Below are 24,946 nucleotides of genomic sequence, written 5' to 3'. Positions count from 1 at the left end.
CCCGCCAGGCCCGCCGTTCAGCCGTCTGCCGTCAGCACCAGCCCCGAAGTGGGAACACCTGTTCCGGCGGTGACCAACACGTTCGAAGCGCCCGCGACCTGGTTGACGCTGCTGCCGCGCAGCTGGCGGACCGCCTCCGCAATGCCGTTCATGCCGTGCAGATACGCCTCGCCGAGCTGGCCGCCATGGGTGTTGACCGGCAGCCGCCCGTCGATCTCCAGACCGCCGCCCGCGGCGAAGTCCGCCGCCTCCCCCGGCCCGCAGAAACCGAACTCCTCGAGCTGCATGAGGACGAACGGGGTGAAGTGGTCGTAGAGCACGGCCGTGTCGATATCGGCCGGCGTCAGACCGGAGGTCCGCCACAGCTGGCGGGCGACCACCCCCATTTCCGGCAGACCGGTCAGCTCGTCGCGGTAGAAACTCGTCATCTGCTCCTGCGCACGGCCCGCGCCCTGCGCGGCGGCGACGATCACGGCGGGCGCGTGCCGCAGATCGCGGGCCCGCTCCGGCGTCGTCACGACGATCGCCTGCCCGCCGTCCGTCTCCTGGCAGCAGTCCAGCAGCCGCAGCGGCTCGACGATCCAGCGCGAGGCGGCGTGGTCGGCGAGGGTGATCGGCTTACCGTGGAAGTACGCGGCGGGATTGTTCGCGGCATGGCGGCGGTCGGCGACCGCGACCGGGCCGAAGACCGATGGATCGAGGTGGAAGGCGTGCAGATACCGCTGCGCCGCCATGGCGACCCACGACGCCGGGGTGAGCAGACCTGACGGCAGGTTGGCGCCGAGCGCCACCCCTTCGGCCGAGGGGTCGCGCTGCTGCACCCCTGAACCGAACCGGCGGCCGGAGCGCTCATTGAACGCGCGGTAGCAGACGACCACGTCGGCCACCCCGGTCGCGACTGCCATGGCCGCTTGCTGGACCGTCGCGCACGCCGCCCCGCCGCCGTAGTGGATGCGGGAGAAGAACGACAGCTCGCCGATGCCGGCCGCCTGGGCGACGGTGATCTCCGGGCTGGTGTCCATGGTGAAGGTGACCATGCCGTCGACGTCGTCAGGGGTCAGTCCGGCATCGTCCAGAGCCGTACGTACGGCCTCCACGGCGAGCTTCAGCTCGCTGCGGCCTGAGTCCTTGGAGAACTCCGTCGCCCCGATTCCGGCGATCGCGGCCCTGCCGCCGAGACTGTCGCGGTTGCGGACGCTCATACGGCTGCCTCCGGGATCGGGAGTACGACGGTCACCGTGCCGGTGACATGGTGGCCCAGCTTGTTGGCGCCGAGGACGGCGATCACGACGACGGCCTCGGCGGGAGCCTTGGCGGGGGCCTTGGCGTTGGCGGGGGCGATGGTGGGGGCGATGGTGGGGGTTGCGGCGGGGCAGGTATCAACCGATGTCACCTTGCCGGTCAGCACCATCTCGTCGCCCGGGTAGTTCGGCGCACCCAGCCGGATCCGCACCGCCCGCAGCCGCGCCTGCGGCCCGGCCCAGTCGGTGATGTAGCGGCCGACCAGGCCGTTCGTGGTGAGGATGTTCATGAAGATGTCCGGCGAGCCCTTCTCCCGCGCCAGTTCCACGTCGTGGTGCACGTCCTGGAAGTCGCGCGAGGCGATCGCACCCGCGACGATCAGGGTGCGGGTGACCGGTATGCGCAGCGGCGGCAGCTCATCGCCCTCCTTCGGCGTCCGCACCATGTGCGGCGGCTGCGGCTGCGGCTGGGGCGGGGGCTGGGGCTGCCGTCGCGGAATCGGCTGCGGTTTCGGTATCGGCTTCGGGCTGGGTTGGGGGCTCGGGCTCGACCGTGGCTGTGGCTGTGGGTTCGGGCCCGGGTTCGACGGCGTCATGAGGTTTCCTCCTTGCCCAGCAACACACCGAGTTCGGCGAGCACTTCGGCGCCGCCGCCCAGGTACGCGTCCAGCTGCCGCCCCCACAGGAAGTGCCGGTGGACGGGATGTTCGAGGTCCGCGCCGATTCCGCCGTGCAGATGCTGCCCGGCGTGGACCACCCGCTTGCCGCCCTCCGACGCCCACCAGGCGGCGGTCAGGGCGTGGCTCGCGGCCGGGAGACCCTGGTCGTAGCGCCAGGCCGCCTCGTAGGCGGTGACCCGGATCGCCTCGGTGTCCATGTGCGCGTCGGCGGCGCGCAGCAGCACGCCCTGGTTCGTCGACAGCGGGCGGCCGAACTGCTCGCGTACCGAGGTGTACGCGACGGCCCGCGCGAGCGACCCCGCGCAGACCCCGGCCTGCAGCCCCGCGAAGGCGGTACGGGCCCGGGCGAGGACCTGCCCGTACGCCGTCCCGTCACCGAGCGGTTCGGCGGGCGTGCCGTCCAGGACGAGCCGGGCGGCGGCCCACGGCGCGGTGGTGTCGACGGGCTCGGCGCCGGCGGGCACCGGCAGCCAGAAGAGCCGCGTGCCCGCGTCGGTCACGGCGGGGACGAGTACGTGAGTGGCCTCGCGCAGCCACGGGACGGCGGGGAAGCTCCCGGTCAGCCGCCAGCCCTCGCCGCTCCCCTTCTCGCTGTTGCTGTTGACCGCTCGTGCCGACCGCTGCGGGAACGCGCCCGTGGCGACGTACGAACCGTTGCGCAGCCCGGGCAGCAGCCGGGCCCGCTGCTCGTCTGTACCGTGCGCGGCGACCGGCAGCAGCCCGTACGCGCAAGTCGCGGCGAGCGGGATCTCGGCGGTCCTGCGGCCCATCTCCTCCAGCAGCAGCACCAGGCCCAGCAGCCCGATCTCCTCGACGGCGGCAACGAGTCCCGCCTCGCACAGCGCCTTCCACCGCTCGGAGCTGCGGTCGAGGATCTCGGCGGCCAGCTCGCAGGCCGCCTGCTGCTCCTCGGTGGGAGTGAAGTCCATGTCAGCCTTCCACGGAACGGAAGACGGGCAGCGTGAACTCGCCGTCGACCGTCAGGAATTCGAGCGTCACGGGCAGGCCCGCGCGCACCTTGTCGTACGGCACCCCCGTGACGTTGCCGAGGATGCGCACGCCCTCCGCCAGCTCGACGAGGGCGACGGCGTACGGCGGGTCGAAGGCGGGGAACGGCGGATGGTGCATGACGACATAGCTGAAGACGGTGCCTTTGCCTGCGGCCCGGACGGTGTCCCAGTCGGGGGAGCCGCACGCGTTGCAGCCCGGCAGCCACGGCAGCCGCAGCGTGCCGCAGCCGGCGCAGCGCTGGATGAGCAGCTCGTGCCGGTCCATGCCCTCCCAGTAGCCGGCGTTGTCGCGGTTGATCACCGGGCGGGGGCGTTTGGCCTGTGGTTGCGGTTGCGGTTGCGGCTGGGGTTGCGGTTGCAGCTGGGGTTGCGGTTGCAGCTGGGGCTGGGGCTGTGACCTCGGCTTGGCCTTGGCCTTGGCCGGGGTGTATTTCAGGATGCGGAAGCGATGGGTACCGGACAGCTCGCCGGCCGCGTGGACGTCCATCCGGGTCGTGACGAAGTGCCCGGTACCGAGCTTGGTGGTCTTGCGCGGGGATATGGACTCGATGACGGCGTCGAACGTGATCCGGTCGGCGGGGCGCAGCGGCCGGATGTACTCCTGCTCGCAGTCGGTCGCGACGACCGAGGTGTAGCCCGCACCGTCGAGGAGGGTGAACACGTCGTCGTAGGCGCTGGAGCGGGCGGTGCCCGAGGTGTGACCGGAGAGCCCGCCCATGGTCCACACCTGGAGCATGGTGGCGGGGGCGGATCCGTCGGCGGGGACGCGGTGGCCCATCGCCTCGCACCAGTGCCGGATCATCGGCTCGTTGACCGGGTCCTTTCCCTCGCCCCCGGTCGCGGCGGCCTGCCCGACGTAGGCCGTGAGCCGCTCGTACAGATCGTCCGGCACCGTTTCGCCCGTCACCGTTTGCTCCTCTTCATCCCGAGCCGCATCGTCGCGACGATCTCCCGCTGGACCTCGCTGACACCGCCGCCGAAGGTGTTGATCTGCGCGGCGCGGTTCATCCGCTCCAGTTCGCCGGTCGCCCCGCCCCTGATGAGCGCGGTCTCGCCGACCGCTTCCTGCAGCGCGCGATAGACCTCGATCGCGCTCTCCGTACCGGCGAACTTCACGCCGGACGCGTCGCCGGGGGAGAGGGTGCCCGCGCCGACGTCCTGGACCAGCCGCCAGTTGAGCAGCCGGGTCGCGGACAGCCGGGCGTGGGCCTCGGCCAGCCGGGACGCGACCCAGGGGGTGTCGATCCGCCGGGTGCCGTTCTCGTCGGGCGTGCGGGCGCTCGCGAGCGCGTCGTCGTAGAAGTCCTCGGCCTGCATGCCGATGGCGGCGAGCGCGACCCGCTCATGATTGAGCTGGTTGGTGATCAGCGACCAGCCTGCGTTCTCCTCGCCGACGAGGTTGCCGTACGGGACGCGGATCGCGTCGTAGTACGTAGCGCTGGTGGTCTGACCTCCGACGGTGTGGATCGGGGTCCAGGAGAAGCCGTGGGCGTCGGTCGGGACGAGGATGATCGAGATGCCCTTGTGCTTGGGCGCCTCGGGGTCGGTGCGGCAGGCGAGCCAGATCCAGTCGGCGCCCTGGGCGTTGCTGGTGAAGGTCTTGCTGCCGTCGATCAGCCAGTCGCCGTCACCGCCGCCTTCGGCGGTGGTACGGACGGCCCGGGTGCGGAGCGAGGCGAGGTCGGTGCCGGCGTCCGGCTCCGTGTAACCGATCGCGAAGACGCAGTCGCCGGACAGGATCCGGGGGAGAAAGTAGTCCTTCTGCGCGGACGTCCCGTACTTCATGAGGGTCGGGCCGACGGTGTTGAGCGTGACCATCGACACCGGCGCCCCGGCCCGGTAGGACTCGTCGAAGAACACGAACTGCTCGTCGGGGCCGCGCCCCTGTCCGCCGTATTCGGTGGGCCAGCCGAGGCCGAGCAGGCAGTCGGCGGCGATCCGCTTGAGCAGTCCTCGGGCGAGCTGGCCGCCCGGGGGCTGGGCCCTGAGCGCCTCGCGGGTCTCCTCGGGTATCAGGCGGTGGAAGTACGCGCGCAGCTCAGCCCGTAGCTGGTGCTGGCGCGGGGTGGGGGCGAGGTGCACGGAGACGGCCTCCCCAATTCATCCGGCTCATCCGGCTCATCGATCCAGATCTCCGGCCGCAGACAGCAGACCGCAGACCACAGATTTTCTGACTGGTCGTCAGATTTTCGGTCGCGCCCCATCCCTGTCAAGGCATGAGAAGTTGTCCACAGGCTGTGGATGAAAATTCGCCGCCGCCACCAGGCCGTCGGCAGGCCGCCCGCCGGGCCGCCGCCCGCGAGCCATCCTCGCGGGAGAACACGAACGCGCGACGGCACTGAGCGTGCCGCCGCGCATCCGTGTCACCGGTCCCGCTCAGTAGGAGCCCTCACCCGGAGCTCTCACCACAGTTCGGTGAAGTGCACGTTCACGTTGTTCTGCTCGATCGCGGTAAATCCGGAGCCGTTCACGCTCGCGGTGTTGTTCTGATTCGATGCGCCGGACCCGCTCGCGCCCTGCAGATTGGTGGTCACATTGCCGTGATTCGAACCACCGACGTTGCCACCGGTGTTGCTCACCACCGTCGCGTTCGAGTGGCCGCCGGCGAATGCGCCGCTGTCGGCAGATGCCGTGCCCGTGAAGAGCACCGCGGCCAGGGGGAGCGCCGCAACGGCGGCCAGGACGCGGAAGGTACGGATGCTTGCCATGTTGTTCCTCCAGGGAACCGAAAACGGGGGGTATGCGAGTGGTTGGCCGACCACTCCGCAGGCTGTACGACGTCGCCGGAATCAGAGTTGCCCACGCAATCCCCTTCGAACCAGCCCGGACGGCCTATTTAGCTCGCAAGCGTGACGATCTGTCGACAAACCTTCAAAGCGCCATCAAAGCCACCCCGACCATCCCTTCTCGGGCCGAATCCCTTGCCCCGTCAGAGGTGAATCGTTCAGGCAGATTTTCGGCCAGACTTCGCGCCACACGCTGGATCCGGACAATCGCCCGCCCGCATCTCTCCCTTTTTTCGAACATGAGTACGAAACTAGAACCATGGCCACCTCCGTCCTGCACGTCGCCGCGCTCGCCAACGCCCTGGCCGCCGCTTCCCGGCAGCTGGCGGTCATTCCCCTGTCCCGCACCAAACTCCCCGCCGTGCGCTCCCCGCACCGCGGCGACTCCCCGCCCGTTCGCTGCCTCGGCGAATGCGGCCGGATCGGCCACGGCGTCCATGACGCCACCACCGAACCCGACGCCATCCGCGCCCTGTTCGCCGCCGCCCCCTGGGCCATCGGCTACGGAATCGCCTGCGGGCTGCCCCCGCACCACCTCATCGGCCTCGACCTGGACGTGAAACACGGCCTGGACGGCACCGCGACCCTCACCGCCACCGCGTCCACCCACGGCTTCACCGTCCCGGACACCGTCACCGTCCTCACCCCCAGCGGCGGCCGCCACCTGTGGTTCACCGGCCCCGCCGGCACCACCGTCCCCAACTCCGTCGGCAGGGCCGGCACCGCCCCGGGGCCCGGCATCGACGTCCGGGGCTCAGGCGGCTATCTCGTGGGACCCGGCTCCATCACCAACGCCGGCCGCTACCTGCTGGCCCCGCACTCCCCCGCACTCCCGGCGGCTCGCGTCCCCGACCGCCTGCTCCGCCTCCTCACCCCACCCCCGCCCTCCACACCGCATCGCGGGACCGCCCAACACCCGCTCGCCCTCGTCCAGTTCGTTCGCGACTCCCCCCAGGGCCAGCGCAACACCCGCCTCTACTGGGCCGCCTGCCGCGCCTACGAATCCGGCCACGGCGACACCCTCGCCCCCGCGCTCATCGACGCCGCCGCCGGAACCGGCCTCCCCCGCCAGGAAGCCGCCGCCACCATCGCCTCCGCCGCCCGCCACGCCCAGTCCCCCCTCTGACCAAAGATTCGCACATATATTCGAACACGTGCCAGACTGGCTTCATGGGACGCGACTTTCCTCACGACCTCCTCCAGGCCCAGCGCGACTGGTACACCACCTACCGGCTCCTGGCCGACTCCCAGGGCACCCAGACCGCCGTACTGCGCCGCCGCCTGCAGCGGCTCTCCGTACGGATCTCCACCCATCCGCACTGGGCCACCAGACCAGACGCCCCCGCCGCACGGATGGAACTCAAACAACTAGCCTGGCACGCCGCCGAATCCACCACCGGCACCAGCACCAGCACCAGCACCGGTACCGGATGAAGCAGGCAGCAAAAAGAGGCGGGGTACCGGACTTGGTCCGGTACCCCGCCTCATCCGGTCTTTCGACCGGCTGCGGAGGATGTGAGATTCGAACTCACGGTGACATCGCTGCCACGACGGTTTTCAAGACCGTTCCCTTAGGCCGCTCGGGCAATCCTCCCGCGCCCCGCCCACCTGCGGTGGAGCGGCTACAGCCTAACGGGTCGGAGGGAGGGTATGGCCAGGGTCAGCTCTTGTCGTCTCCGGTGCGGGAGCCGAGGGTGAGGGTGGCTGTGGCGGTCTTGCCGTTGCGGGTGTAGGTGACGGTGGCCTTGTCGGCGGGCTGGCGCTGCCAGATGGCGCCGATGAGGGTCTGGCCGCTGTCGATGACGGTGTCGTCGAACTTGGTGATGATGTCGCCGGCCTTGAGGCCCGCCTTGTCGCCGGGGCCGCCGGGGACGATGGCGGGGTTGCCGCTGTTGCCGTTGTCGGTGACCTTGGCGCCCTCGCCGCGGTACTGGGTGTCGAGGGAGACGCCTATCACCGGGTAGACCGGCTGGCCGGTCGCGATGAGGTTGGTGGCGACGCGCTTGGCCTGGTTGATGGGGATGGCGAAGCCGAGGCCGACGCTGCCGGCCTGCGACTGGCCGTTGCCGCCACCGGCGGACTGGATGGCGGAGTTGATGCCTATCACCGCACCGTTGGCGTTGAGGAGCGGGCCGCCGGAGTTGCCGGGGTTGATGGAGGCATCGGTCTGGATGGCGCTCATGTACGAGGCGCTGGACCCTTGGCCGTCGCTGGAGGCGACCGGACGGTGCATGGCGCTGACGATGCCGGTGGTGACAGTGCCGGAGAGGCCGAAGGGGGCGCCGATGGCGATCGTGGCGTCGCCGACCTTGCTGCTGTCGGAGTCTCCGAGGGGGAGCGGGTCGAGCTTGGCGTCGCCGGCGTTCTTCAGCTTGATGACGGCGACGTCGTAGCCCTGGGCGCGGCCGATGACCTCGGCGTCGTACTTCTTGCCGTTGGAGAACGTGGCGGTCAGCTTGCCGCCGTCGGCGGCCGGGGCCACCACATGGTTGTTCGTGAGGATGTGGCCCTGCTTGTCGAAGACGAAGCCGGTGCCGGTGCCGCTCTCGGTGCCGCCCGACGCCTCGATCGTCACGACGCTCGGCAGCGCCTTCGCGGCGATGCCCGCCACGGACGTCGGCGCGCGGTCCAGGACCTTGGAGTCGGAGGAGGAACTGACAGTGGTGGAGTTGGAGTTGTCGTCCCGCTGCGCGGCCCAGTAGCCAACGCCGCCGCCGACACCACCGGCGACCAGCGCGGCCACCAGCACTGCGGCGATCATCGTGCCCATGCCGCGCGGCCTGCGCTCACCCGGCGGCGGTACGGGCACGGGTGCGCCCCACACCGGGCCGCCGGGGCCGCCCGGCTGGCCGGGCTGCGGGACGGCGGCGCCGTACGGCGGGAACTGCGCCGTGTGCGGGCCGCCCGCGTAAGGCGGCTGGGGCGGGACCGGCTCGGCGGTCAGCACGGCCGACGGAGCGGCGTACGGATCCGCCGGGTACGGCTCCGCCGCGGCGGGCTCCGCGTACGAGGACGACGCGGGAGCAGCGGGCGCGGGAGGGACGGGTGCGGGAGGGACGGGTGCGGCGAGCGGGGTGTCACTCACGTGCTCGCTCACCGGCTCGCTCACCGGCGCGCTCACCGGCGCGGCCTGCTCGGGGGCGTCGGCCGGCACCACGGGGATTTCAGCGGTGTACGGCTCGGCCGCCGGCACCACGGGCAGAACGGCGGTCGGCGGCTCGGCAGAGGGCGCCGGGGGCGTGACCGGGGCCGCAGCGGGGGCGGACGGCGCGGACGGCGCGGACGGCGGGGCCGACTTCGAGAGCTCGCCGTGCTCCGGCGCGACCGACTCCGCGCCGGACTCGGGCGCAGCCGGGACCTGGCCGGCCTCGTTCTCGGTGCTCACAGCGATTCTCCTATTGTTCAGAGCGCGGATGTCGGGCTGGACACAGCATTTCCCACGGAGTGTCGGACCGCCGTAAGCGCTAGCTGTGTATGGCCCGCGTATGGAGTCAGGGGTATGGCGGTGCCCAGGCGCGCGCGGTCGGCTTGCCACCGCGACGCGCAGCGATGGCACCATAGCCCGGTGACTTCTGCGTATGTGGTCCGGGATGCGTTCCCGGACGGGAACCCGATCCAGGTCGTCGCCCACAGGGGAGCGTCCGAGGACGTACCCGAACATACGCTCGCGGCGTACCGAAGAGCCATCGAGGACGGTGCCGACGCGCTCGAATGCGATATCCGGCTGACGGCCGACGGCAAGCTGGTCTGTGTGCACGACTGGCGCGTGAACCGTACGTCCAACGGCCGCGGCGCGGTCTCGTCGATGGAGCTGGCCGATCTCGCCGCGCTCGACTTCGGTTCGTGGAAGGGGCAGCACTCCGACGGCGAGGCCCCGGACACCACGGACGACGAGCGCAGCGGCGTACTGACTTTGGAGCGGCTGCTGGAGCTGGTGGCGGACACCGAGCGCCGGGTCGAGCTGGCGATCGAGACCAAGCACCCCACCCGCTGGGCGGGCCAGGTCGAGGACCGGCTGCTGGAGTTGCTGCGCCGCTTCGGCCTCGACGCCCCGCCGCCGGGGGAGCGCTCCGCGGTGCGCGTCATGAGCTTCTCGTCCCGTTCGCTGCGCCGCGTGCACACGGCGGCTCCGGCGCTGCCGACCGTCTATCTCATGCAGTACGTGTTGCCGCGGCACCGCGACGGGCGGCTGCCCGCGGGGGTGGCGATCGCCGGTCCGAGCATGCGGATCCTGCGGGCGAATCCGGGCTATGTCGCGCGACTGCACCGGGCCGGGCACCGGGTCCACGTATGGACGGTGGACGAGCCGGCGGACGTCGAACTCTGCGTGCGGCTGGGGGTGGACGCGATCATCACCAACCGGCCCAAGCAAGTACTGTCCCAATTGGGGCGGTAAATACCGAGATTACAGGGAGTGCACCGGCACGTTCGGACCGTGTTCGACCGTTGTGAGTGCCCCAAAAGATCGCAGTTGGCTTGTTTCCGGTCCAGTCCAAGGGGGCATTCATCCCGTGGCGTGGGGTGAAGGAGGTTTCGGGGGTGGCGTTGGTGGTGGCCCAAGAGGTACCGACGTCCTCGACCATGGCCCTGTCCCATGGTCCGATGGGCGTGGCGGAGGCACGGCGCAGGCTGCGTGAGGAGCTGTACGCGCACGAGGTGCCGGAACCGGTGGTCGACGATGCGGTGCTGATCCTGTCGGAGTTGCTGAGCAACTCCTACCGGCACGCGCGTCCGCTGTGCGACGGCCCGGAGGAGACCGGTCCGTCCGCTGACGCGGCCGACGCGTGCGGCATCCGTGCCGCGTGGCGGATCGGTGACGACGATCTTCTCACCGTGGAGGTGACGGATGGCGGCGGCCCGACGCGCCCGTTGCCGTCCAGCCCCTCGCTCACCGCGCGCGGTGGGCGCGGGCTCGGCATCGTCAACAATCTGTCCCTGCGCTGGGGTGTACGGGACTCGCCCGGCGAGGTCACTGTGTGGGCGCTGCTGCCGGTCAGGAGCCGGCACGCGCGACGCGACGATCTGGCTCCCCGGCTCGACATTCCGATCGATTTCGCGGACCCGTTCGACGATCTCCCCTGACCGTCCGACGCGGTTTCGCCGGCCGTCCGCCACGGTTTCGCGGACGGTCCGCCGAAGGTCCATCGGCGCACTGCCGGCGCTCTGTCGGCGCTCTGTCGGCGTTCCCTTGAAGTTCCGCTGAAGGTTTCCCCCGCGCGTTTCCGGCAGAGAGCCCGGCGAGCGCTAGGCTCACGGCCGAAACGTAGCCGTACCGGGAGAGATCGAGCCATGGCCAAAAAGCGCCCGACGAAGACGAATGCCCCGCAGATCGTCGACGGAGAGATTCCAGTGGTCGGCGCGCGGGAGCCGTGCCCCTGCAACTCCGGCCGCCGGTACAAGGCATGCCACGGCCGGGAGGCCTCGCACGCGGTGACCGAGCTGGTGCTCCGGCCGTTCGAGGGGCTGCCCGGTGAATGCGACTGGGTGGCGCTGCGCGAGCTGGTGCCGGCCGCCACCGTCGAACTGACGCTCAAGGGCGGGCTGCCCGAGGGCGTGCCGTCGCTCACGCTGGCGACCGTGCTGCCGATGGCGTGGCCGGGCCTGCGCCGCGACAGCGGGAAGGTGCTGCTGGGCCTGCAGAACGACACGGCCTCCGGGGACCTCAGCCGCGGTCTGGCCGACATCCTGCAGCGCGCGCTGACCGCCGAGCCGGGCTCGCCGGTCGAGGGTCTGCGCACGGACGCCGAGGGCCCGCGGCTGCAGGACCTGCTGGACCTGGACGCGGCGTTCGAGCCGGTGGTGTACACCGGGTTCGAGTTCTGGCTGGAGAACGCGGCGGACGCGTCCGGCGACATCGCCGCCTCGCTGGAACGTGCCAACGCCGCGGCCATCCCGACGGTCCGGCTGTCCGGGGTGGACGCCGCGTACTGGTGCGAGACGCCGGAGAAGAACCACCTGCGCTGGGTGATGGCACACCCGGAGGAGCAGCTGCTCGACGCGATGGCGCGGCTGCACGTCGCCGGGGTGTCCTCGCTCGGCGAGAACACCCGGCTGGTCGGCTCGTTCCGCGCCCACGGGCTGGTCGTGCCGGTCTGGGACCTCCCGGTCGGGATGCAGGCGGACGAGGTCGAGAAGCCGGCCGCCGCGTTCGGCGAGCGGCTCACGGAGGCGCTCGGTTCCACCGTCCCGCTGACCCCGGAGGAGCGGCGCGCCCGCAGCGGATTCACCAACCGGCAGATCACTCTTAGCTGAGTTCTGAGCTGAGCTCCGAGCCGGCCCTACGCAGGGCTCGGCGCCGGGTACTCAGCAGGGCTCGGCGCCGGACTCGAATCTCGCCCGGCGCCGGGTCCCGACCAGGACTCGGCGCCGGGTGATACCGGTCACAACTCCGGCTGGCCACCGGTGATTACGGGTTCCGTCCGTTATCGCGAATTTGCGTACGGAAGAAATCTTGTTACCGTTTATTGAGCCCGGTCGCTGGTGCATCCCCCGTCGCCAGCGACCGGGTTTTGCCATGTCCGGATCGGTCGCCACCTGGCCGTGACCGGAAGTTGATCAATCGTGGCTGATTTTCTCTTCCGCTATTGCTACCGATTGCTACCGGCTCGTAGCAGCATTCGGTCACTTCCCACCGGAGCGAACTCCGCGACCGCGCTGTATACCTGCGCCGCACCACTCGCCGATACCGCTGCCTTCACCGTTCGCTCCCGCGGTGTCTCGCACGCGCCCGGAGCGTCCTCCGCCCCGATCGGGCAGTCCACCCGCACCGTCCGGCCGTCCGGCCGCATCAGGATCAGTACGCCGCCGAGCGGCCCGCCGGTCGCATTGCGGTAGTACGTACGCGCCCAGGTGTCGCCGGCCGCCGCGATGGTGCAGGTTTGCGCCTCAACGCCCTCGGGCGAGGTCAGTTGGGGACCGCAGAGCGCGGCCTGCCGTGCGGCCGGCGCCCCGGCAGCCGGGCGGCCGCCGGAGGCCGGGCCGAGCACCGGGAGCAGCCCCTTGACGGCCGCTTCCTGCCGCTGAGAACCGCCGGGACCGCGAGAGCCGGAAGCGGGGTCCTCCGCCGCCCGCGGCGCGGACCGCGGCTTCCCGCTCCCCTCGCTCCGGCCCGCCGGACCGGCGGGCCCGGCGGTGGCGGCGGCCAGCGGCAGCACCACCGCGAGCGCGATCACGCTCGTGAGGGCGATCATGCGCAGATTCGACGCGCGCTCCATCGGCTTCCACCTGTACTCAATGTTTGCGGGTGGTGCGGTACGCCGAACATATCGGCCTCATCACGCCCAAAAGGACGGCCGCGCCCCGGACACCGGACAACGGCCCACTGCTGCTATCCGAACGAGTGACGCCGTCAACGCAGCGGAACGCGGCCGGGCGAAGCGCAGCGCGGCCCAACCCGGCGGAACGCAGAACCGGGCCCCAGCGCACGGGATTCGGCGCGCTGGGGCCCGGCACTCACCGCTCAGTACGTGAGGTGCGTCCCGTCCGGTGCCGTGCGGCCCGCCTGGACGAGAGTGTCCACGATGAGTGCCACGCTCGGCAGCCACGGTGACGTGCTGCCCGCGTCGACCACCGGCGGCCGGATCCACCGCAGTTGCCCCGCGCTGCTGCTCGACGGCGGCAGCGCCACGTATCCGCCCTGCCCGTGGTAGCGCAGCGAGCTCGGCACCCATTCGTGGGAATCGAGCAGCTCGCCCAACTCCTCCAGGGAGTACGGGGCGACCAGCAGGACGAAGCGGGTCGGGGTGGCCACCACCGGGCCGAGCCGGACGCCCAGCTGGTCGAGGGTGTCCAGCGCCCGCGCGCCGGCCACGGCCGGCAGGCTGACGGCCGAGACGCGGTCGCCCGTCGCGAGCATCACGGGGGCGCCGGGGCGGGCCGTCCACCACCAGCGGACCATGCGCGGGTCGCAGGTGGCGGCCATGAGTCCTGGATCGTGCGGGTGCACCCCGGGGACGGGACAGTCCGGGCGTGGGCAGGCGCATGGCTGCGCCCCCGCCGCCCGCCATGAACCGCGGCGGTCGTACCCGACTCCGGGCACCACCGGCCACCGCCACTGTTCCGTGTAGGTGAGGACCGCGCTGAGCAGCGCGGACTGGCCCCTCCACCGGAGCGAGAGCTTGCGTCGCCTTCCGAGGATCTCGCGCATAGCGCAAAGTTCCTTTCCGTAAACGCTCAGGGGATCTGCCCTTGACACAACGTAATCTCGAGCACACCGCTTACAAGGCAGCGCATCACGCTGCTAGCCGAGCGTGGAACGTGGCGAGGGGTGGCGCACGCATGGCGCTTGCTGTGCTGTCTGCCGCGCTGTGCGGTCTCGCTGGGTGTGGGAACACCCCGCCACTCGGGGGTAGGCCGGCCGTCATCTACTAGTAGGACGTCTGAGCCAGACACCGGGTTCCTACCCACCACCGTGAATATGACGCGCTGTTGGACGGCATCAGTCGACCCTCAATTGTCTTCGGGGGTGGTCATTTTAGGCCAAGGTTTCGGACTCCGACACCAGCCCTTCTACCAGCCCGATCCTGGACATGCCCACGATCGGGCGTGTACAAGTGGAAACCTGGTAGCGGCCCAGCACAACATGGGGGTTTGCGATGCTATTGATGCAATTGACCTGCTTCATCAAGCCCCGTGCGCAAGTCGGCGAAAATCCCGGATCGTCCGCAATTAGTAGTGTTCGTCGCCCAGGCCGCGAACACTCCGGAAGCCGTCGGCCATGAGTACCGCCCGTCTTCCAAAAGTGGCTGGAACCAAGCCTCCCATTCCCGCCGCACCACACACTGCCGCCCCTGCGGCCGAATGCCGTCCCGTCGATCAGCTCGCGGCCGTCCAGGACCGGCTGGCCTGCTGGATCTCCGATCTCACCACGCTGCATGAGCTCACCGAGCGTCTCGCCCGCACGACCGGCCTCGACGAGTCGCTGCGGGAAGTGCTGCGCGCCGGAGCCGCGCTGGTCGGGGCCCGCCGCGGTCTGCTCGTACTGGAACCCGCCGACCGCCTCGGCCCCGACACCACCGTCGGCCTCGGCCTCGGCCACGCCGACCTGGGCACCATCGAGACGGTGCCCAGGGGCGCCGCCTCCTACGGGATCCTGATCGACGACGGCGACAACGGCGACGATGACAGCAGCGGGGCCGGCACTGGCAGAAGCACTGACGCCGCCCCGGACAGGACCGCGCAGGAGAGCACCGCCGCGGGAACCGCCGCCGATACGGACGGTCACCACCCCGCGGGCCGCAACGAGGTGATCCACCCCGATCTGCCGCAGGAGCCCGGCCTCGACCCGCGCCACCGCGAGGTCGCCGCCCACCTCGGCTTCGGTGCCAGTTACGCCCTGCGGCTGACCACCGAGAGCACCGGACACCTCGGCGCGGCGGTGTGGCTGTACGACGAGCCGGCGGAACCGGTCGAACGCCAGCGACATCTCGTCGGTCTCTACGGCCGGTACGCGGCCGAGCACCTCGCCCGTCAACTGGAACTCAGCCGCGCCCGGGCCACCGTCGCCACCCTCGGCGAGGAGCTGCTGCCCGCCCGGCTGCCGCGCGTCGCCGGCGTACGGATGGCGGTACGGCACCACAGCGGGCCGCGCGGCGGCGGCGACTGGTACGACGCGCTGCCGCTCCCCGAAGGCGCGCTCGGCCTCGCGGTCGGCGGTGTCACCGGCTCCGGCCCCAGCGCGGTCGCCGCGATGGGGCGGCTGCGCGCCTCGCTGCGGGCCTACGCCGTCATGGAGGGCGAGGATCCGGTCGCGGTCCTGTCCGACCTGGAACTGCTGCTGCGGCTGACCGAGCCCGCCCGCTCCGCGACCGCGCTGTTCGCGTACGCCGAACCCGAGCGGCACCGGCTGGTCCTGGCCGGCGCCGGGCAGTGCCCGCCGCTGATCGTCGGCGAGCACCGGATCGAGTACGTCGAGACCTCGCTGTCCGCACCGCTGGGCATGCTGAGCTGCTGGGAAGCGCCCAGCGTCGAAGTCCGGCCGGAGCCGGGCGAGACGCTGCTGCTCTTCACCGACGGTCTGCTGCACCGCACCGGCGAGCCGATGGACCGGGCCCTCGTCCGGCTGTACGCCGCCGCCCAGAGCGCGCCCCGCGCCACCCGCGAGGACCCGGACCTGCTCGCCGACCATGTGCTGCGCACCGTACTGCCGGACGGTCTCGCCACCATCGACAGCCCGGAGGACGTCGTCCTGCTCGCCGTCCGCTTCGACTGACGACACCTCCGGTCGCAGCGAGTCCGCTTTGCCGCACTTGGTGACCTAAGCCCCCTGTAGTCGGCCTTCCGTACGCACATACGATGGATGGGTCTATTGCGAGGAGGCAGGACGTGTCCGAAGAGGTCGAAGCGGCCGAAGAGCAGCCGATCAAGCAGCGCAAGAACGGTCTCTACCCCGAGGTCTCCGACGAGCTCGCCGAGCTGATGAAGTCCGAGTGGGCCGACACCGAACTGCACGACCTGCGGCCGATCGCCCAGGCGCCCCACGCCGCCCGCCGCCGGGCCGCGCTCTCCGCCCGCTTCCCGGGCGAGCGGCTGGTCATTCCGGCGGGCAACCTCAAGACGCGCGCCAATGACACGGAATACCCCTTCCGCGCGTCCAGCGAGTACGTCCATCTCACCGGCGACCAGACCCAGGACGCCATCCTGGTCCTGGAGCCCGCCAAGCCCGCCAAGGACGCCAAGAGCGGCGAGGCCGGCGAGGGGCACGACGCGACCGCGTACCTGCTCCCCCGCTCCAGCCGCGAGAACGGCGAGTTCTGGCTCGACGGCCAGGGCGAGTTGTGGACCGGCCGCCGCAACAGCCTCGCCGAGGGCGCGCAGCTGCTCGGCCTGCCCTGCGCCGACGTCCGCGAGGTCATCGCGAAGCTGGCCGTGGCGACCGGCCCGGTCCGGGTCGTCCGCGGCTACGACGCGGCCGTCGAGGGCGCGCTGACCGACAAGGTCACCGCGGAGCGCGACGCCGAGCTGAAGGAATTCCTCTCCGAGCTGCGCCTGGTCAAGGACGAGTGGGAGATCGGCGAGCTGCAGGCGGCCGTCGACTCGACCACCCGCGGCTTCGAGGACGTCGTCAAGGTCCTGGACAAGGCCGAGGCGACCTCCGAGCGGTACATCGAGGGGACGTTCTTCCTGCGGGCCCGTGTCGAGGGCAACGACATCGGCTACGGCTCGATCTGCGCGGCGGGCCCGCACGCCACGACCCTCCACTGGGTGCGCAACGACGGCCCGGTCCGCTCCGGCGAACTGCTGCTCCTGGACGCCGGTGTGGAGACCCACAGCCTGTACACCGCCGACGTCACCCGCACCCTGCCCGTCAACGGGCGGTTCAGCGACATCCAGCGCAAGATCTACGACGCGGTCTACGCGTCGCAGCAGGCGGGCATCGCGGCGGTCAAGCCCGGCGCCGCCTACCGCGACTTCCACGACGCCGCGCAGCGCGTACTCGCCGAGAAGCTCGTCGAGTGGGGCCTCGTCGAGGGCCCGGTCGACCGCGTCCTGGAGCTCGCCCTCCAGCGCCGCTGGACGCTTCACGGCACCGGCCACATGCTCGGCCTCGACGTCCACGACTGCGCGCACGCGCGCACCGAGACGTATGTGGACTGTGTGCTGGAGCCCGGCATGGTGCTGACCGTCGAGCCCGGCCTGTACTTCCAGGCGGACGACGTGTCGGTGCCGGCCGAGTACCGCGGCATCGGGGTCCGCATCGAGGACGACATCCTCGTCACCGCAGACGGCAGCCGGAACCTGTCGGCCGCGCTGCCGCGCCGGTCCGACGAGGTCGAGGCGTGGATGGCCGGTCTCAAGGGCTGACCAGCGGCGATGCGTGGATATGACCGGAACGGTCATGCAACGGTCATGAGTAGAACCCGCCTCGGGCGCCGCCGGCCGGCTCCCGGGGCGGTTTACTGACCGCCGTGACGACAACCGACCCCACGCTGCGCGCCATGGCCCATCCGGTGCGGCTGCGCATGCTGTCGCTGATGTGGGCCTCCCCGCTCTCCGCGGCGGAACTCTCCCGGGAACTGGACATCTCGCACGCGCTGGCCAGCCAGCACCTGCGCCGGCTGGACGCCGCCGGCCTCGTCGAACTCATCGAGGTCCGCTCGCACCGCGGCGGCAGGGAACGGCGCTACCGCACCGTGCACGGCACTCCGCTGTCCGACCGGCACGACGGCGCCCCGCTGCTCGCCGAGGCACTCGCGCACAACCTCCGCGACCGCGCGGCCAGACGCGCGCCGGAACAGGAGGGCGTCACCTCCGACGCCGAACTGTGGGTGACGCCCGAGGCCTGGGACACCTTCCGCACCGGCCTGGCGCAGCTGCTCGTCGAGCTGCACGAGGCGGCCCGCGCCCCGCACACCCCCGGCTCCGTCCTGCTCGGGGCCACCGTGATGGCGTTCCTGGTCGAGGAGGAACGCCCCGGCCCGGAAGAGTCCGACGAGTAGGCGAGGCGTTGGGCGGACCGACGTCAGGACGTCTTCAGGACGTCTTCAGGACGCGTTCAGCAGCGAATCGTCCCGCCACTTGAGGACCTTGTCGATCGTCACCACCGCGCCCCGGCCCGGCCGGTTGTGGAAATCGACATGGTCCACCAGCGCCTCGATGAGAAACAGCCCCCGCCCGTGCTCGGCGTGCCGGCCCTTCATGGCCAGCGGTCTCGCCAGCTGGTGGCGGGGCCGGTCGGGCGCGAACCCCGGGCCGGAATCCGAGATCTCGATACGGCACCGGTCGCCGTCGATCCTCGCCGTCACGCTGTAATCACCCGCGCCCGCGTGCTCCACCGCGTTCGCACACGCCTCGGACAGTGCCACCGACAGGTCGTAGCAGATCTCCGGATCCACACCGGCCGTCTCCATGGTCCCCAGCAGCAGGCGTCGGGCGAGCGGAACGCTCGCGGCCTCGCGCCGCAAGTGGAGAGACCACCAGATGCTCATGCTCCAGCCTCCAGGCCACGGCTTGACTGAGGACCTGCCCCGTCGTTACCGATACCTATAGCCACGAAGAGCGCCCCGTAAGCGTCCTTTTGACGTGATGCCGCTCATTCGGCGGATGCGGGACCCCGGCGTACAGGTGTAAAAGGGCGACTCGCCCGTACGCCCGCGAGCCGGACACCCCCCGTATGCGCCGGTTCCGCACGGTGAGAAGATGGCGCCCGTCATGGCTTCCCGTTCCCCTGCCTCTCCCGTTCGCGCGGGCGCCGGAATGCGTCTGCTGCGGGCCGCGGTGTTCACCGCGGTCTGTGTCGCGCTGTCCGCGGCCGGGCACGGGCTGGCGTCCCGTCATGGAGTCCCGGCCGGCGCACTGGTGGCGGGCGGCCTCGCGGTCTTCGCCGTCGCCGCGCCCCTGGCCGGACGGGAACGCTCGCTGCCGGGAATCGCCACGGCGCTCGCGCTCGGCCAGCTCGCCCTGCACGCCGTGTTCGGCGCGGGACAGGTCTGCGCGGAACCCGCCGCGGCCAGGGACGGCGCCGACGGAGTCATGGCACTGGCCGGCCGCCTGCTGTGCGACGGCCACGCGAGAGGACTGACGCTCACCCCGCAGGGCGCGGAACGGATCGTCCGCGACGCCGGCCTCGACCCGGCGTCAACGATGACGATGAGCCCCGTCACCCAGCCGGGTGACGGCGGGATGCACTCGGCGCTGGCGTACTCGCTGCCGATGCTGCTCGCCCACCTGTTCGCCGCGCTGGCCGCGGGCTGGCTGCTGCGGCGCGGCGAGGCCGCCCTGTGGCAGCTGGTGAGCCTGTCGGCCGACGTGCTGCGCGGCGCCCTCGTCGCGCTGGTGCGCGTCCTGGTCGCGGGATCGGTCGACGACCCGCTCGCCGCGCTCCGGCCCCGCAGGTTCGCCTGCGGGCACGGCCTGGCCGGGAGCGTACGACTGCGCCACAGCCTGGCGCGGCGCGGGCCTCCGGCGTACGCCCTCGCGGTCTGACGCGAGCCCTCTCCACCTGTGCGAAGGGGGGAGGCGGGCTCGCGCGTGCCGCACGCGCGCCCGCCCGTCCCTCACCACTTCACCGTGGAGTCTCCTCATGACCAGTTCACGCATGCGCCGCCTGACGACCGTCGGCGCGCTCACCGGTTCCGTGCTGCTGATGGCAGCCGTGCCGGCCTTTGCGCACGTCACCGTGCAGCCCGGCACCGCCCCCAAGGGCAGCTACAGCACCGTCTCGTTCAAGGTCCCCAACGAGCAGGAGAGCGCCTCGACGATCAAGGTCGAGGTCAACCTGCCGGCCGACCACCCGATCCCGTCGGTCTCCACCCAGCCGGTGCCCGGCTGGAACGTCGAGGTCACCAAGGCCAAGCTCGCCACGCCGCTGAAGACGGACGACGGGATGGTCAACGAGGCCGTCACGAAGATCACCTGGACCTCCGCCGGCAGCAAGATCGCACCGGGGCAGTTCCAGCAGTTCCCCGTCTCGCTCGGCCCGCTGCCGGCCGACACCGCCAAGCTGGTCTTCAAGACCCTGCAGACCTACGACAACAACCAGGTCGCGCGCTGGATCGAGGAGCCCAAGGAGGGCGCACCCGAGCCGCAGAACCCGGCGCCCTCCCTCACCCTCACCGAGGCGTCCACCGGCCAGCACGGCGCGGCCGCCCCCGCCGCCGACGCCAAGGCGAAGACGGACACGGCCGCCGCGTCGGCCGACACCCACAGCAGCGACTCGACGGCGCGGATCCTGGGCATCGCCGGCATCGTCATCGGCGCCGTCGGCGTCGCGTTCGCTGTCCTGGCCGGACGCCGCCGCGCCCCCTCCGCCTGACGCACCGGCCGGGCGGCCGTACCCCACGTGACCCCACGTGACCCCACGTGTACGGCCGCCCGGCCTCGCCACCGCACTCTTTGGGAATCCTCATGCGCACAACGTTCAAGATCGGCGCCGCCCTGGCCTCCGTCGCAGCCCTCGCGGCACTCGCCGGATGCGGAGCCTCCGGCGGCTCCGGCGACGGCTCAGGTCAGCCGGTCGCGGCGGTCTCCGGAGCGGCGTCCAAGCCGGGCACCGTGCTCGACACCCCGTTCAGCAAGCCGCAGCTGACGCTCACCGACACCCACGGCAAGCCGTACAACCTGGTCAAGGAGACCGCGGGCCGGCCCGTCCTGCTCTTCTTCGGCTACACCAACTGCCCCGATGTGTGCCCGACGACGATGAGCGACATCGCGATCGCCACGTCGCGGCTGCCCAAGGCCGACCAGGACAAACTGCGGGTCGTGTTCGTCAGCACCGACCCCGAACGCGACACCCCGCAGCGCCTCGGCACCTGGCTCGCCGCCCAGGACAAGGACTTCACCGGCCTGACCGGCGACTTCACCACGATCCAGGCCGCCGCCAAGTCCGTCGGCATCGGCATCGACAAGCCGGTGAAGGAGAAGGACGGCAGCATCACCGTCACCCATGGCGCGGAGGTCCTGGCCTTCTGGCCGAAGGACGACAAGGCGCATGTGCTCTACATGTCCGGCACCACGTCGGACGAGTTCGCCGCCGACCTGCCGAAGATCATTAAGAGTGAGGCCCCGTGAGGCGCCGCACAGCCACCGCCGTGGTCGCCCTGGCGGCCTCCTTCGCGCTCGGCGGCTGCTCGTCGGCACCGGACGCCATGGCGCACGCCGGCGCGAAAGGGCCGCGGCTCGCGGTGAGCGGGGCCTACATACCGCAGCCGGTGATGGCGGACATGGCAGCCGGGTACTTCACGGTCAGCAACACCGGGGACACCGACGCCGAGCTCACCTCCGTCAGCAGCGACCTGACCGCTGACATCACCCTCCACACCACCGCGGACAACCGGATGCGCAAGGTGAACTCCCTCACCGTCCCGGCGGGCGGGCGGCTTACGCTCAGCAGCGGCGGAACTCATCTGATGCTGAGGGAACTCGCGCACAAGCCCGTGGCCGGCGACAAGGTGGCCATGGAACTGCACTTCGCCAAGGCCGACCCGATCGGCGTACAGGTGCCGGTCGAGCCGGCCGGATACCGGCCGAAGGGCTGAGGGGAGAACGATGACCGTCAGGCGTGCGCTGGTCGTACTGGGCGCTCTGCTCGCCGTCGTGCTCGGGGCGGCCGCCCCGGCATCGGCGCATGCCGCGCTGCTGAGCACCACCCCCGGGGAGGGCGCGGTCGTCAAGACGGCGCCGCAGCAGGTGCGGCTCACCTTCTCCGAGGGCGTACTGCTGTCCGCCGACTCCGTGCGGGTCCTCGACCCAGCCGGGAGCCGGGTGGACAGCGGCACGCCGCAGCACGCGGACGGCAACGGCTCCACCGCCGTGGTCGCGCTGCGCGCCGGGCTCGGCGACGGCACCTACACCGTCGCCTGGAAGGCCGTCTCGGAGGACAGCCACCCGGTCGCGGGCGCGTTCACCTTCTCCGTCGGCGCGCCCTCCAAGACCACCGTCAACCTCGCCGACCAGGATCAGGCCGTCGGCGGCGGCCCCGCAGGTGTCCTCTACGGCATCGGGCGCTACATCGCCTACGCCGGTTTCGCCCTGCTCGTCGGCGCCTCCGTCTTCCTCGCCGTGTGCTGGCCGCGCGGCGCGCTACTGCGCCCCATGCAGCGGATCGCGGCCGGCGGCTGGGTCGCGCTCGTCGCGTCCACCATCGCGCTGCTGATGCTGCGCGGGCCGTATGTGAACGGCACCGGGCTCGGCGGCGCGTTCGACCTCGGCGCCATGCGCGACGTCCTGAACACCCGGCCGGGCGCCGCCCTCGTCTCCCGGCTGCTGCTGCTGGCCGCCGCCGCCGTCTTCCTGGCGGTCCTGTTCGGCTCGTACGCCAAACACGGAACGCCCGCCACCGAGCGCGAGCGGGCCGAGCGCGCCGACCTCGCCTGGGGGCTCGGCATCGGCGGCGGGGTCATCGCGACGGGTATCGCCGCGACCTGGGCGATGGCCGAACACGCCTCCGTGGGCATCCAGTCCGGCCTCGCCATGCCCGTCGATGTCGTGCACCTGCTGTCGATGGCGGTGTGGCTGGGCGGCCTGACCGCGCTGCTGACCGCGCTCGTGGCGGGGCTCGGCATCGAACGTGAAGCCGTCCAGCGCTTCTCCCGCATCGGCTTCGCGGCGGTGGCGACCCTTGTCGCCACCGGCATCTACCAGACCTGGCGGCAGCTCGGCTCGTGGGACGCCTTCGTCTCCACCTCCTACGGGCAGCTGCTGCTGGTGAAGATCGGTCTGGTCGTGCTGCTGGTGGAGCTGGCCTGGCTGTCCCGGCGCTGGACGGCGCGGCTCGGCGCACCCGCCGCGTCCGTCACCACCGCGGCGGTCGCCAAGCGGCCCGAGCGCGCCGTGGCCGGCTCATCCGCCGACCCCGCGCGCCAGGCCCAGCTCAGGAACCAGCGCACCGCGCGGGACAGGACTCAGGCCAGACGCACCCGGGACGCCGACCTCGAACGCACCGCGCTGCGCAGATCCGTGCTGGCGGAGGTCGCGGTCGCCGTCGTCGTCCTCGCCGTCACCACCCTGCTCACCGGCACCCAGCCGGGCCGCGCCGCGCAGGAGAAGACCGGCACGGCGCCCGCGCCGACCGCCTCGTCCGGGCTGCCGCTCAGCGTCCGCATCCCGTACGACACGGGCGGCGCCAAGGGGAAGGGGCAGGCCCTGATCACCATCGACCCGGGACGGGTCGGCCAGAACGAGGTGCACGTACTGCTCTCCGGCACGGATCCGGTGCCGGTCGACGTGCCCGAGGTGAAGCTCCAGTTCACCCTCAAGGCCAAGAACATCGGCCCGCTCCCCGTCCCGCTCCAACACCTCGACACCGGCCACTGGACCGCGGCCGCGGTACAGCTGCCCCTCGCGGGGACCTGGCAGGTGTCCGTCACCGTGCGCACCTCCGACATCGACCAGGTGACCGAGACCAGGAACGTAGAGATCACGCCATGACAGAACAACGGACGCCTGAGCAACGGGCGCCTGAGCAACGGACAGCCGGCACGCGCGCGGCCGAGCCGCATCCGACCGGCCCGCAGACCACCGAGAAGGCCCCGGCCGGGCGGCACCTCACCCGGCGCCGGCTGCTCGGCACCGCGGGCGCGGGCGCCGGCCTGGTCGTCGGCGGCGCGGGTGGTGCCCTCGGCACCACAGCGCTGCGGGACGAGCCGACAGCGCCGGCCTCGATCGGCGCGACCGGCGTCGGCTTCCGCGACGGCACCCACCAGGCCGGCATCACCACCCCTCAGCAGGCATGCGGCCACCTCGTCGCCTTCGACCTCGCACCGGGGCAGGGGCGCGGGAACGCCGCCGCGCTGCTGAGCCGCTGGACGAGCGCGGCCCAGGACATGATCAACGGCCGGCTGGTCACCAACGACGACCAGATCGCCTACGACGCGGGCCCGAGCTCGCTCACCATCACCTTCGGGTTCGGCCGGTCCCTCTTCACCAAGACCGGTCTGGAGGCCCAGGCACCGGCGGCCCTCGCGCCCCTCCCGGCCTTCTCCGCCGACGCGCTGGACCCGGCACGCAGCAACGGCGACCTGTGGGTGCAGATCGGCGCGAACGACGCGCTCGTCGCCTTTCACGCCCTGCGCGTACTGCACAAGACAGCGGGGAACGCGGCCCGGGTGCGCTGGCAGATGAACGGCTTCAACCGCACACCGGGCGCGACCCCCGAACCGATGACGTCACGCAATCTCATGGGCCAGGTGGACGGCACCAACAACCCCAAGCCCACCGACGCCGACTTCGACCAGCGGATCTTCGTACCGGCCGGCGGCACGGCACGCTCCCCGCAATGGATGCACGGCGGCTCGTACGCGGTGGTCCGCCGGATCCGGATGCTGCTCGATTCCTGGGACCACCTGTCCAGGGACCAGCAGGAGAAGGTGATCGGCCGCCGCAAGTCGAACGGCTCACCCCTGTCGGACGGCTCGCAAACGTCGGACGGCAGCGAGACGACACCCGTCGACCTGGACAAGCGGAACGCGCAGGGGGCGCCGGCCATCGCGGGCGACGCCCACATCCGCGTCGCCGCCCCGGCCTCGAACAGCGGGGCGGCCATGCTGCGCCGCCCGTTCTCGTACCACGACGGCATCGGCGCCGACGGGACCCCGGACGCCGGGCTGCTCTTCGTCTGCTGGCAGGCCGATCCGCAGCGCGGCTTCATCCCGGTGCAGCGCAAGCTGGACCGCGGGGACGGGCTGTCCCGCTTCCTGCGCCACGAGTCGAGCGCCCTGTTCGCGGTCCCCGGCGCGCCGGGGCCGGGTGAGTACGTGGGGCAACGGTTGCTGGAGTGGTGAACCCGCCCGGCG

The 24,946-nt window shown here is 71.4% G+C and carries 24 protein-coding genes and 1 tRNA gene; 14 read left to right on the top strand and 11 right to left on the bottom strand.

Annotated elements, in window-relative coordinates; genetic code table 11:
• Positions 1-17: 17 nt before the first annotated feature.
• The 6 genes from QMK24_RS11280 to QMK24_RS11255 all read right to left on the bottom strand — a co-directional run bounded on the left by QMK24_RS11280 (position 18) and on the right by QMK24_RS11255 (position 5,639).
• Complete coding sequence (locus QMK24_RS11280; protein WP_283465362.1) at positions 18-1,202, bottom strand: lipid-transfer protein; 1,185 nt, start codon at positions 1,200-1,202, stop codon at positions 18-20.
• On the bottom strand, positions 1,199-1,687 hold the full coding sequence (locus QMK24_RS11275) for a MaoC/PaaZ C-terminal domain-containing protein (protein WP_283465361.1): 489 nt from the start codon (positions 1,685-1,687) through the stop codon (positions 1,199-1,201). The genes QMK24_RS11280 and QMK24_RS11275 overlap by 4 nt, the downstream gene beginning before the upstream one ends.
• Positions 1,688-1,833: 146 nt before the next feature.
• Positions 1,834-2,850 carry an acyl-CoA dehydrogenase family protein gene (locus QMK24_RS11270; protein ID WP_283465359.1) on the bottom strand — a complete coding sequence of 339 codons (1,017 nt, stop codon included), beginning with the start codon at positions 2,848-2,850 and terminating at the stop codon, positions 1,834-1,836.
• Position 2,851: 1 nt separating this feature from the next.
• Positions 2,852-3,838 (bottom strand): Zn-ribbon domain-containing OB-fold protein, encoded by a 987-nt coding sequence (locus tag QMK24_RS11265; RefSeq protein ID WP_283465358.1) that lies wholly within the window; start codon positions 3,836-3,838, stop codon positions 2,852-2,854.
• Positions 3,835-5,013 carry an acyl-CoA dehydrogenase family protein gene (locus QMK24_RS11260; protein ID WP_283465356.1) on the bottom strand — a complete coding sequence of 393 codons (1,179 nt, stop codon included), beginning with the start codon at positions 5,011-5,013 and terminating at the stop codon, positions 3,835-3,837. The genes QMK24_RS11265 and QMK24_RS11260 overlap by 4 nt, the downstream gene beginning before the upstream one ends.
• A gap of 320 nt (positions 5,014-5,333) precedes the next feature.
• On the bottom strand, positions 5,334-5,639 hold the full coding sequence (locus tag QMK24_RS11255) for a hypothetical protein (protein WP_283465355.1): 306 nt from the start codon (positions 5,637-5,639) through the stop codon (positions 5,334-5,336).
• A 337-nt stretch (positions 5,640-5,976) separates the two neighbouring features.
• Between QMK24_RS11255 and QMK24_RS11250 the strand changes: the two genes are divergently transcribed.
• The gene (locus tag QMK24_RS11250) at positions 5,977-6,843 is read left to right on the top strand and encodes a bifunctional DNA primase/polymerase (RefSeq protein ID WP_283465354.1); all 867 of its coding nucleotides are present in this window, start codon (positions 5,977-5,979) and stop codon (positions 6,841-6,843) included.
• Between the two features lie 44 nt (positions 6,844-6,887).
• Positions 6,888-7,151, top strand: a complete 264-nt coding sequence (locus QMK24_RS11245) for a DUF8825 domain-containing protein (RefSeq protein WP_283465353.1) — start codon at positions 6,888-6,890, stop codon at positions 7,149-7,151.
• A gap of 73 nt (positions 7,152-7,224) precedes the next feature.
• Here QMK24_RS11245 and QMK24_RS11240 read toward each other — a convergent pair.
• Both QMK24_RS11240 and QMK24_RS11235 read right to left on the bottom strand, forming a co-directional pair.
• Positions 7,225-7,311 (bottom strand) — tRNA-Ser (locus tag QMK24_RS11240).
• A 66-nt stretch (positions 7,312-7,377) separates the two neighbouring features.
• The gene (locus QMK24_RS11235; RefSeq protein ID WP_283465352.1) at positions 7,378-9,102 is read right to left on the bottom strand and encodes a S1C family serine protease; all 1,725 of its coding nucleotides are present in this window, start codon (positions 9,100-9,102) and stop codon (positions 7,378-7,380) included.
• A 180-nt stretch (positions 9,103-9,282) separates the two neighbouring features.
• Here QMK24_RS11235 and QMK24_RS11230 point away from each other — a divergent pair, with 180 nt between their 5' ends.
• The 3 genes from QMK24_RS11230 (at position 9,283) to QMK24_RS11220 (ending at position 11,969) form a co-directional block, all read left to right on the top strand.
• The gene (locus QMK24_RS11230) at positions 9,283-10,113 is read left to right on the top strand and encodes a glycerophosphodiester phosphodiesterase (RefSeq protein ID WP_283465350.1); all 831 of its coding nucleotides are present in this window, start codon (positions 9,283-9,285) and stop codon (positions 10,111-10,113) included.
• A gap of 143 nt (positions 10,114-10,256) precedes the next feature.
• On the top strand, positions 10,257-10,799 hold the full coding sequence (locus QMK24_RS11225) for an ATP-binding protein (RefSeq protein ID WP_283465349.1): 543 nt from the start codon (positions 10,257-10,259) through the stop codon (positions 10,797-10,799).
• 207 nt (positions 10,800-11,006) lie between these two features.
• The gene (locus tag QMK24_RS11220; protein ID WP_283465348.1) at positions 11,007-11,969 is read left to right on the top strand and encodes a DUF5926 family protein; all 963 of its coding nucleotides are present in this window, start codon (positions 11,007-11,009) and stop codon (positions 11,967-11,969) included.
• A gap of 335 nt (positions 11,970-12,304) precedes the next feature.
• Here the strand turns inward: QMK24_RS11220 and QMK24_RS11215 are convergent, their stop codons facing one another.
• Positions 12,305-12,931, bottom strand: a complete 627-nt coding sequence (locus tag QMK24_RS11215; protein ID WP_283465347.1) for a hypothetical protein — start codon at positions 12,929-12,931, stop codon at positions 12,305-12,307.
• Positions 12,932-13,176: 245 nt separating this feature from the next.
• Positions 13,177-13,863, bottom strand: a complete 687-nt coding sequence (locus QMK24_RS11210) for a bifunctional DNA primase/polymerase (RefSeq protein WP_283465346.1) — start codon at positions 13,861-13,863, stop codon at positions 13,177-13,179.
• A 570-nt stretch (positions 13,864-14,433) separates the two neighbouring features.
• Here QMK24_RS11210 and QMK24_RS11205 point away from each other — a divergent pair.
• From QMK24_RS11205 to QMK24_RS11195, 3 genes are all read left to right on the top strand, one after another.
• A complete protein-coding gene (locus QMK24_RS11205) occupies positions 14,434-15,927 on the top strand; it encodes a PP2C family protein-serine/threonine phosphatase (protein WP_283465345.1) in 1,494 nt (497 codons plus the stop codon).
• A gap of 113 nt (positions 15,928-16,040) precedes the next feature.
• Positions 16,041-17,519, top strand: a complete 1,479-nt coding sequence (locus tag QMK24_RS11200; RefSeq protein WP_502962436.1) for an aminopeptidase P family protein — start codon at positions 16,041-16,043, stop codon at positions 17,517-17,519.
• A gap of 104 nt (positions 17,520-17,623) precedes the next feature.
• On the top strand, positions 17,624-18,154 hold the full coding sequence (locus QMK24_RS11195; RefSeq protein WP_283465343.1) for an ArsR/SmtB family transcription factor: 531 nt from the start codon (positions 17,624-17,626) through the stop codon (positions 18,152-18,154).
• A gap of 45 nt (positions 18,155-18,199) precedes the next feature.
• Here QMK24_RS11195 and QMK24_RS11190 read toward each other — a convergent pair whose 3' ends face one another.
• Positions 18,200-18,643, bottom strand: coding sequence for an ATP-binding protein (locus QMK24_RS11190; RefSeq protein WP_283465342.1), 444 nt, complete (start codon positions 18,641-18,643; stop codon positions 18,200-18,202).
• A gap of 223 nt (positions 18,644-18,866) precedes the next feature.
• Here QMK24_RS11190 and QMK24_RS11185 point away from each other — a divergent pair, with 223 nt between their 5' ends.
• From QMK24_RS11185 to efeB, 6 genes are all read left to right on the top strand, one after another.
• Positions 18,867-19,640 (top strand): hypothetical protein, encoded by a 774-nt coding sequence (locus QMK24_RS11185; protein WP_283465340.1) that lies wholly within the window; start codon positions 18,867-18,869, stop codon positions 19,638-19,640.
• Positions 19,641-19,737: 97 nt separating this feature from the next.
• Positions 19,738-20,469: a YcnI family copper-binding membrane protein gene (locus QMK24_RS11180; protein WP_283465338.1), complete on the top strand. Its 732-nt coding sequence runs from the start codon at positions 19,738-19,740 to the stop codon at positions 20,467-20,469.
• A gap of 92 nt (positions 20,470-20,561) precedes the next feature.
• Positions 20,562-21,224, top strand: coding sequence for an SCO family protein (locus tag QMK24_RS11175; RefSeq protein ID WP_283465337.1), 663 nt, complete (start codon positions 20,562-20,564; stop codon positions 21,222-21,224).
• Positions 21,221-21,691, top strand: a complete 471-nt coding sequence (locus QMK24_RS11170; protein WP_283465336.1) for a copper chaperone PCu(A)C — start codon at positions 21,221-21,223, stop codon at positions 21,689-21,691. The genes QMK24_RS11175 and QMK24_RS11170 overlap by 4 nt, the downstream gene beginning before the upstream one ends.
• 10 nt (positions 21,692-21,701) lie before the next feature.
• Complete coding sequence (locus QMK24_RS11165) at positions 21,702-23,582, top strand: copper resistance protein CopC (protein WP_283465335.1); 1,881 nt, start codon at positions 21,702-21,704, stop codon at positions 23,580-23,582.
• On the top strand, positions 23,579-24,934 hold the full coding sequence (gene efeB, locus QMK24_RS11160; protein WP_283465333.1) for an iron uptake transporter deferrochelatase/peroxidase subunit: 1,356 nt from the start codon (positions 23,579-23,581) through the stop codon (positions 24,932-24,934). Before QMK24_RS11165 ends, efeB begins: the two co-directional genes overlap by 4 nt.
• Positions 24,935-24,946 lie beyond the last annotated feature (12 nt).

Origin of the sequence: Streptomyces sp. PH10-H1 (genome assembly GCF_030063355.1) — a bacterium.
Classification (GTDB): domain Bacteria; phylum Actinomycetota; class Actinomycetes; order Streptomycetales; family Streptomycetaceae; genus Actinacidiphila.
The sequence above is the reverse complement of the archived record's forward strand: the minus strand, read 5'-3'. Positions and strand labels throughout refer to the sequence as shown.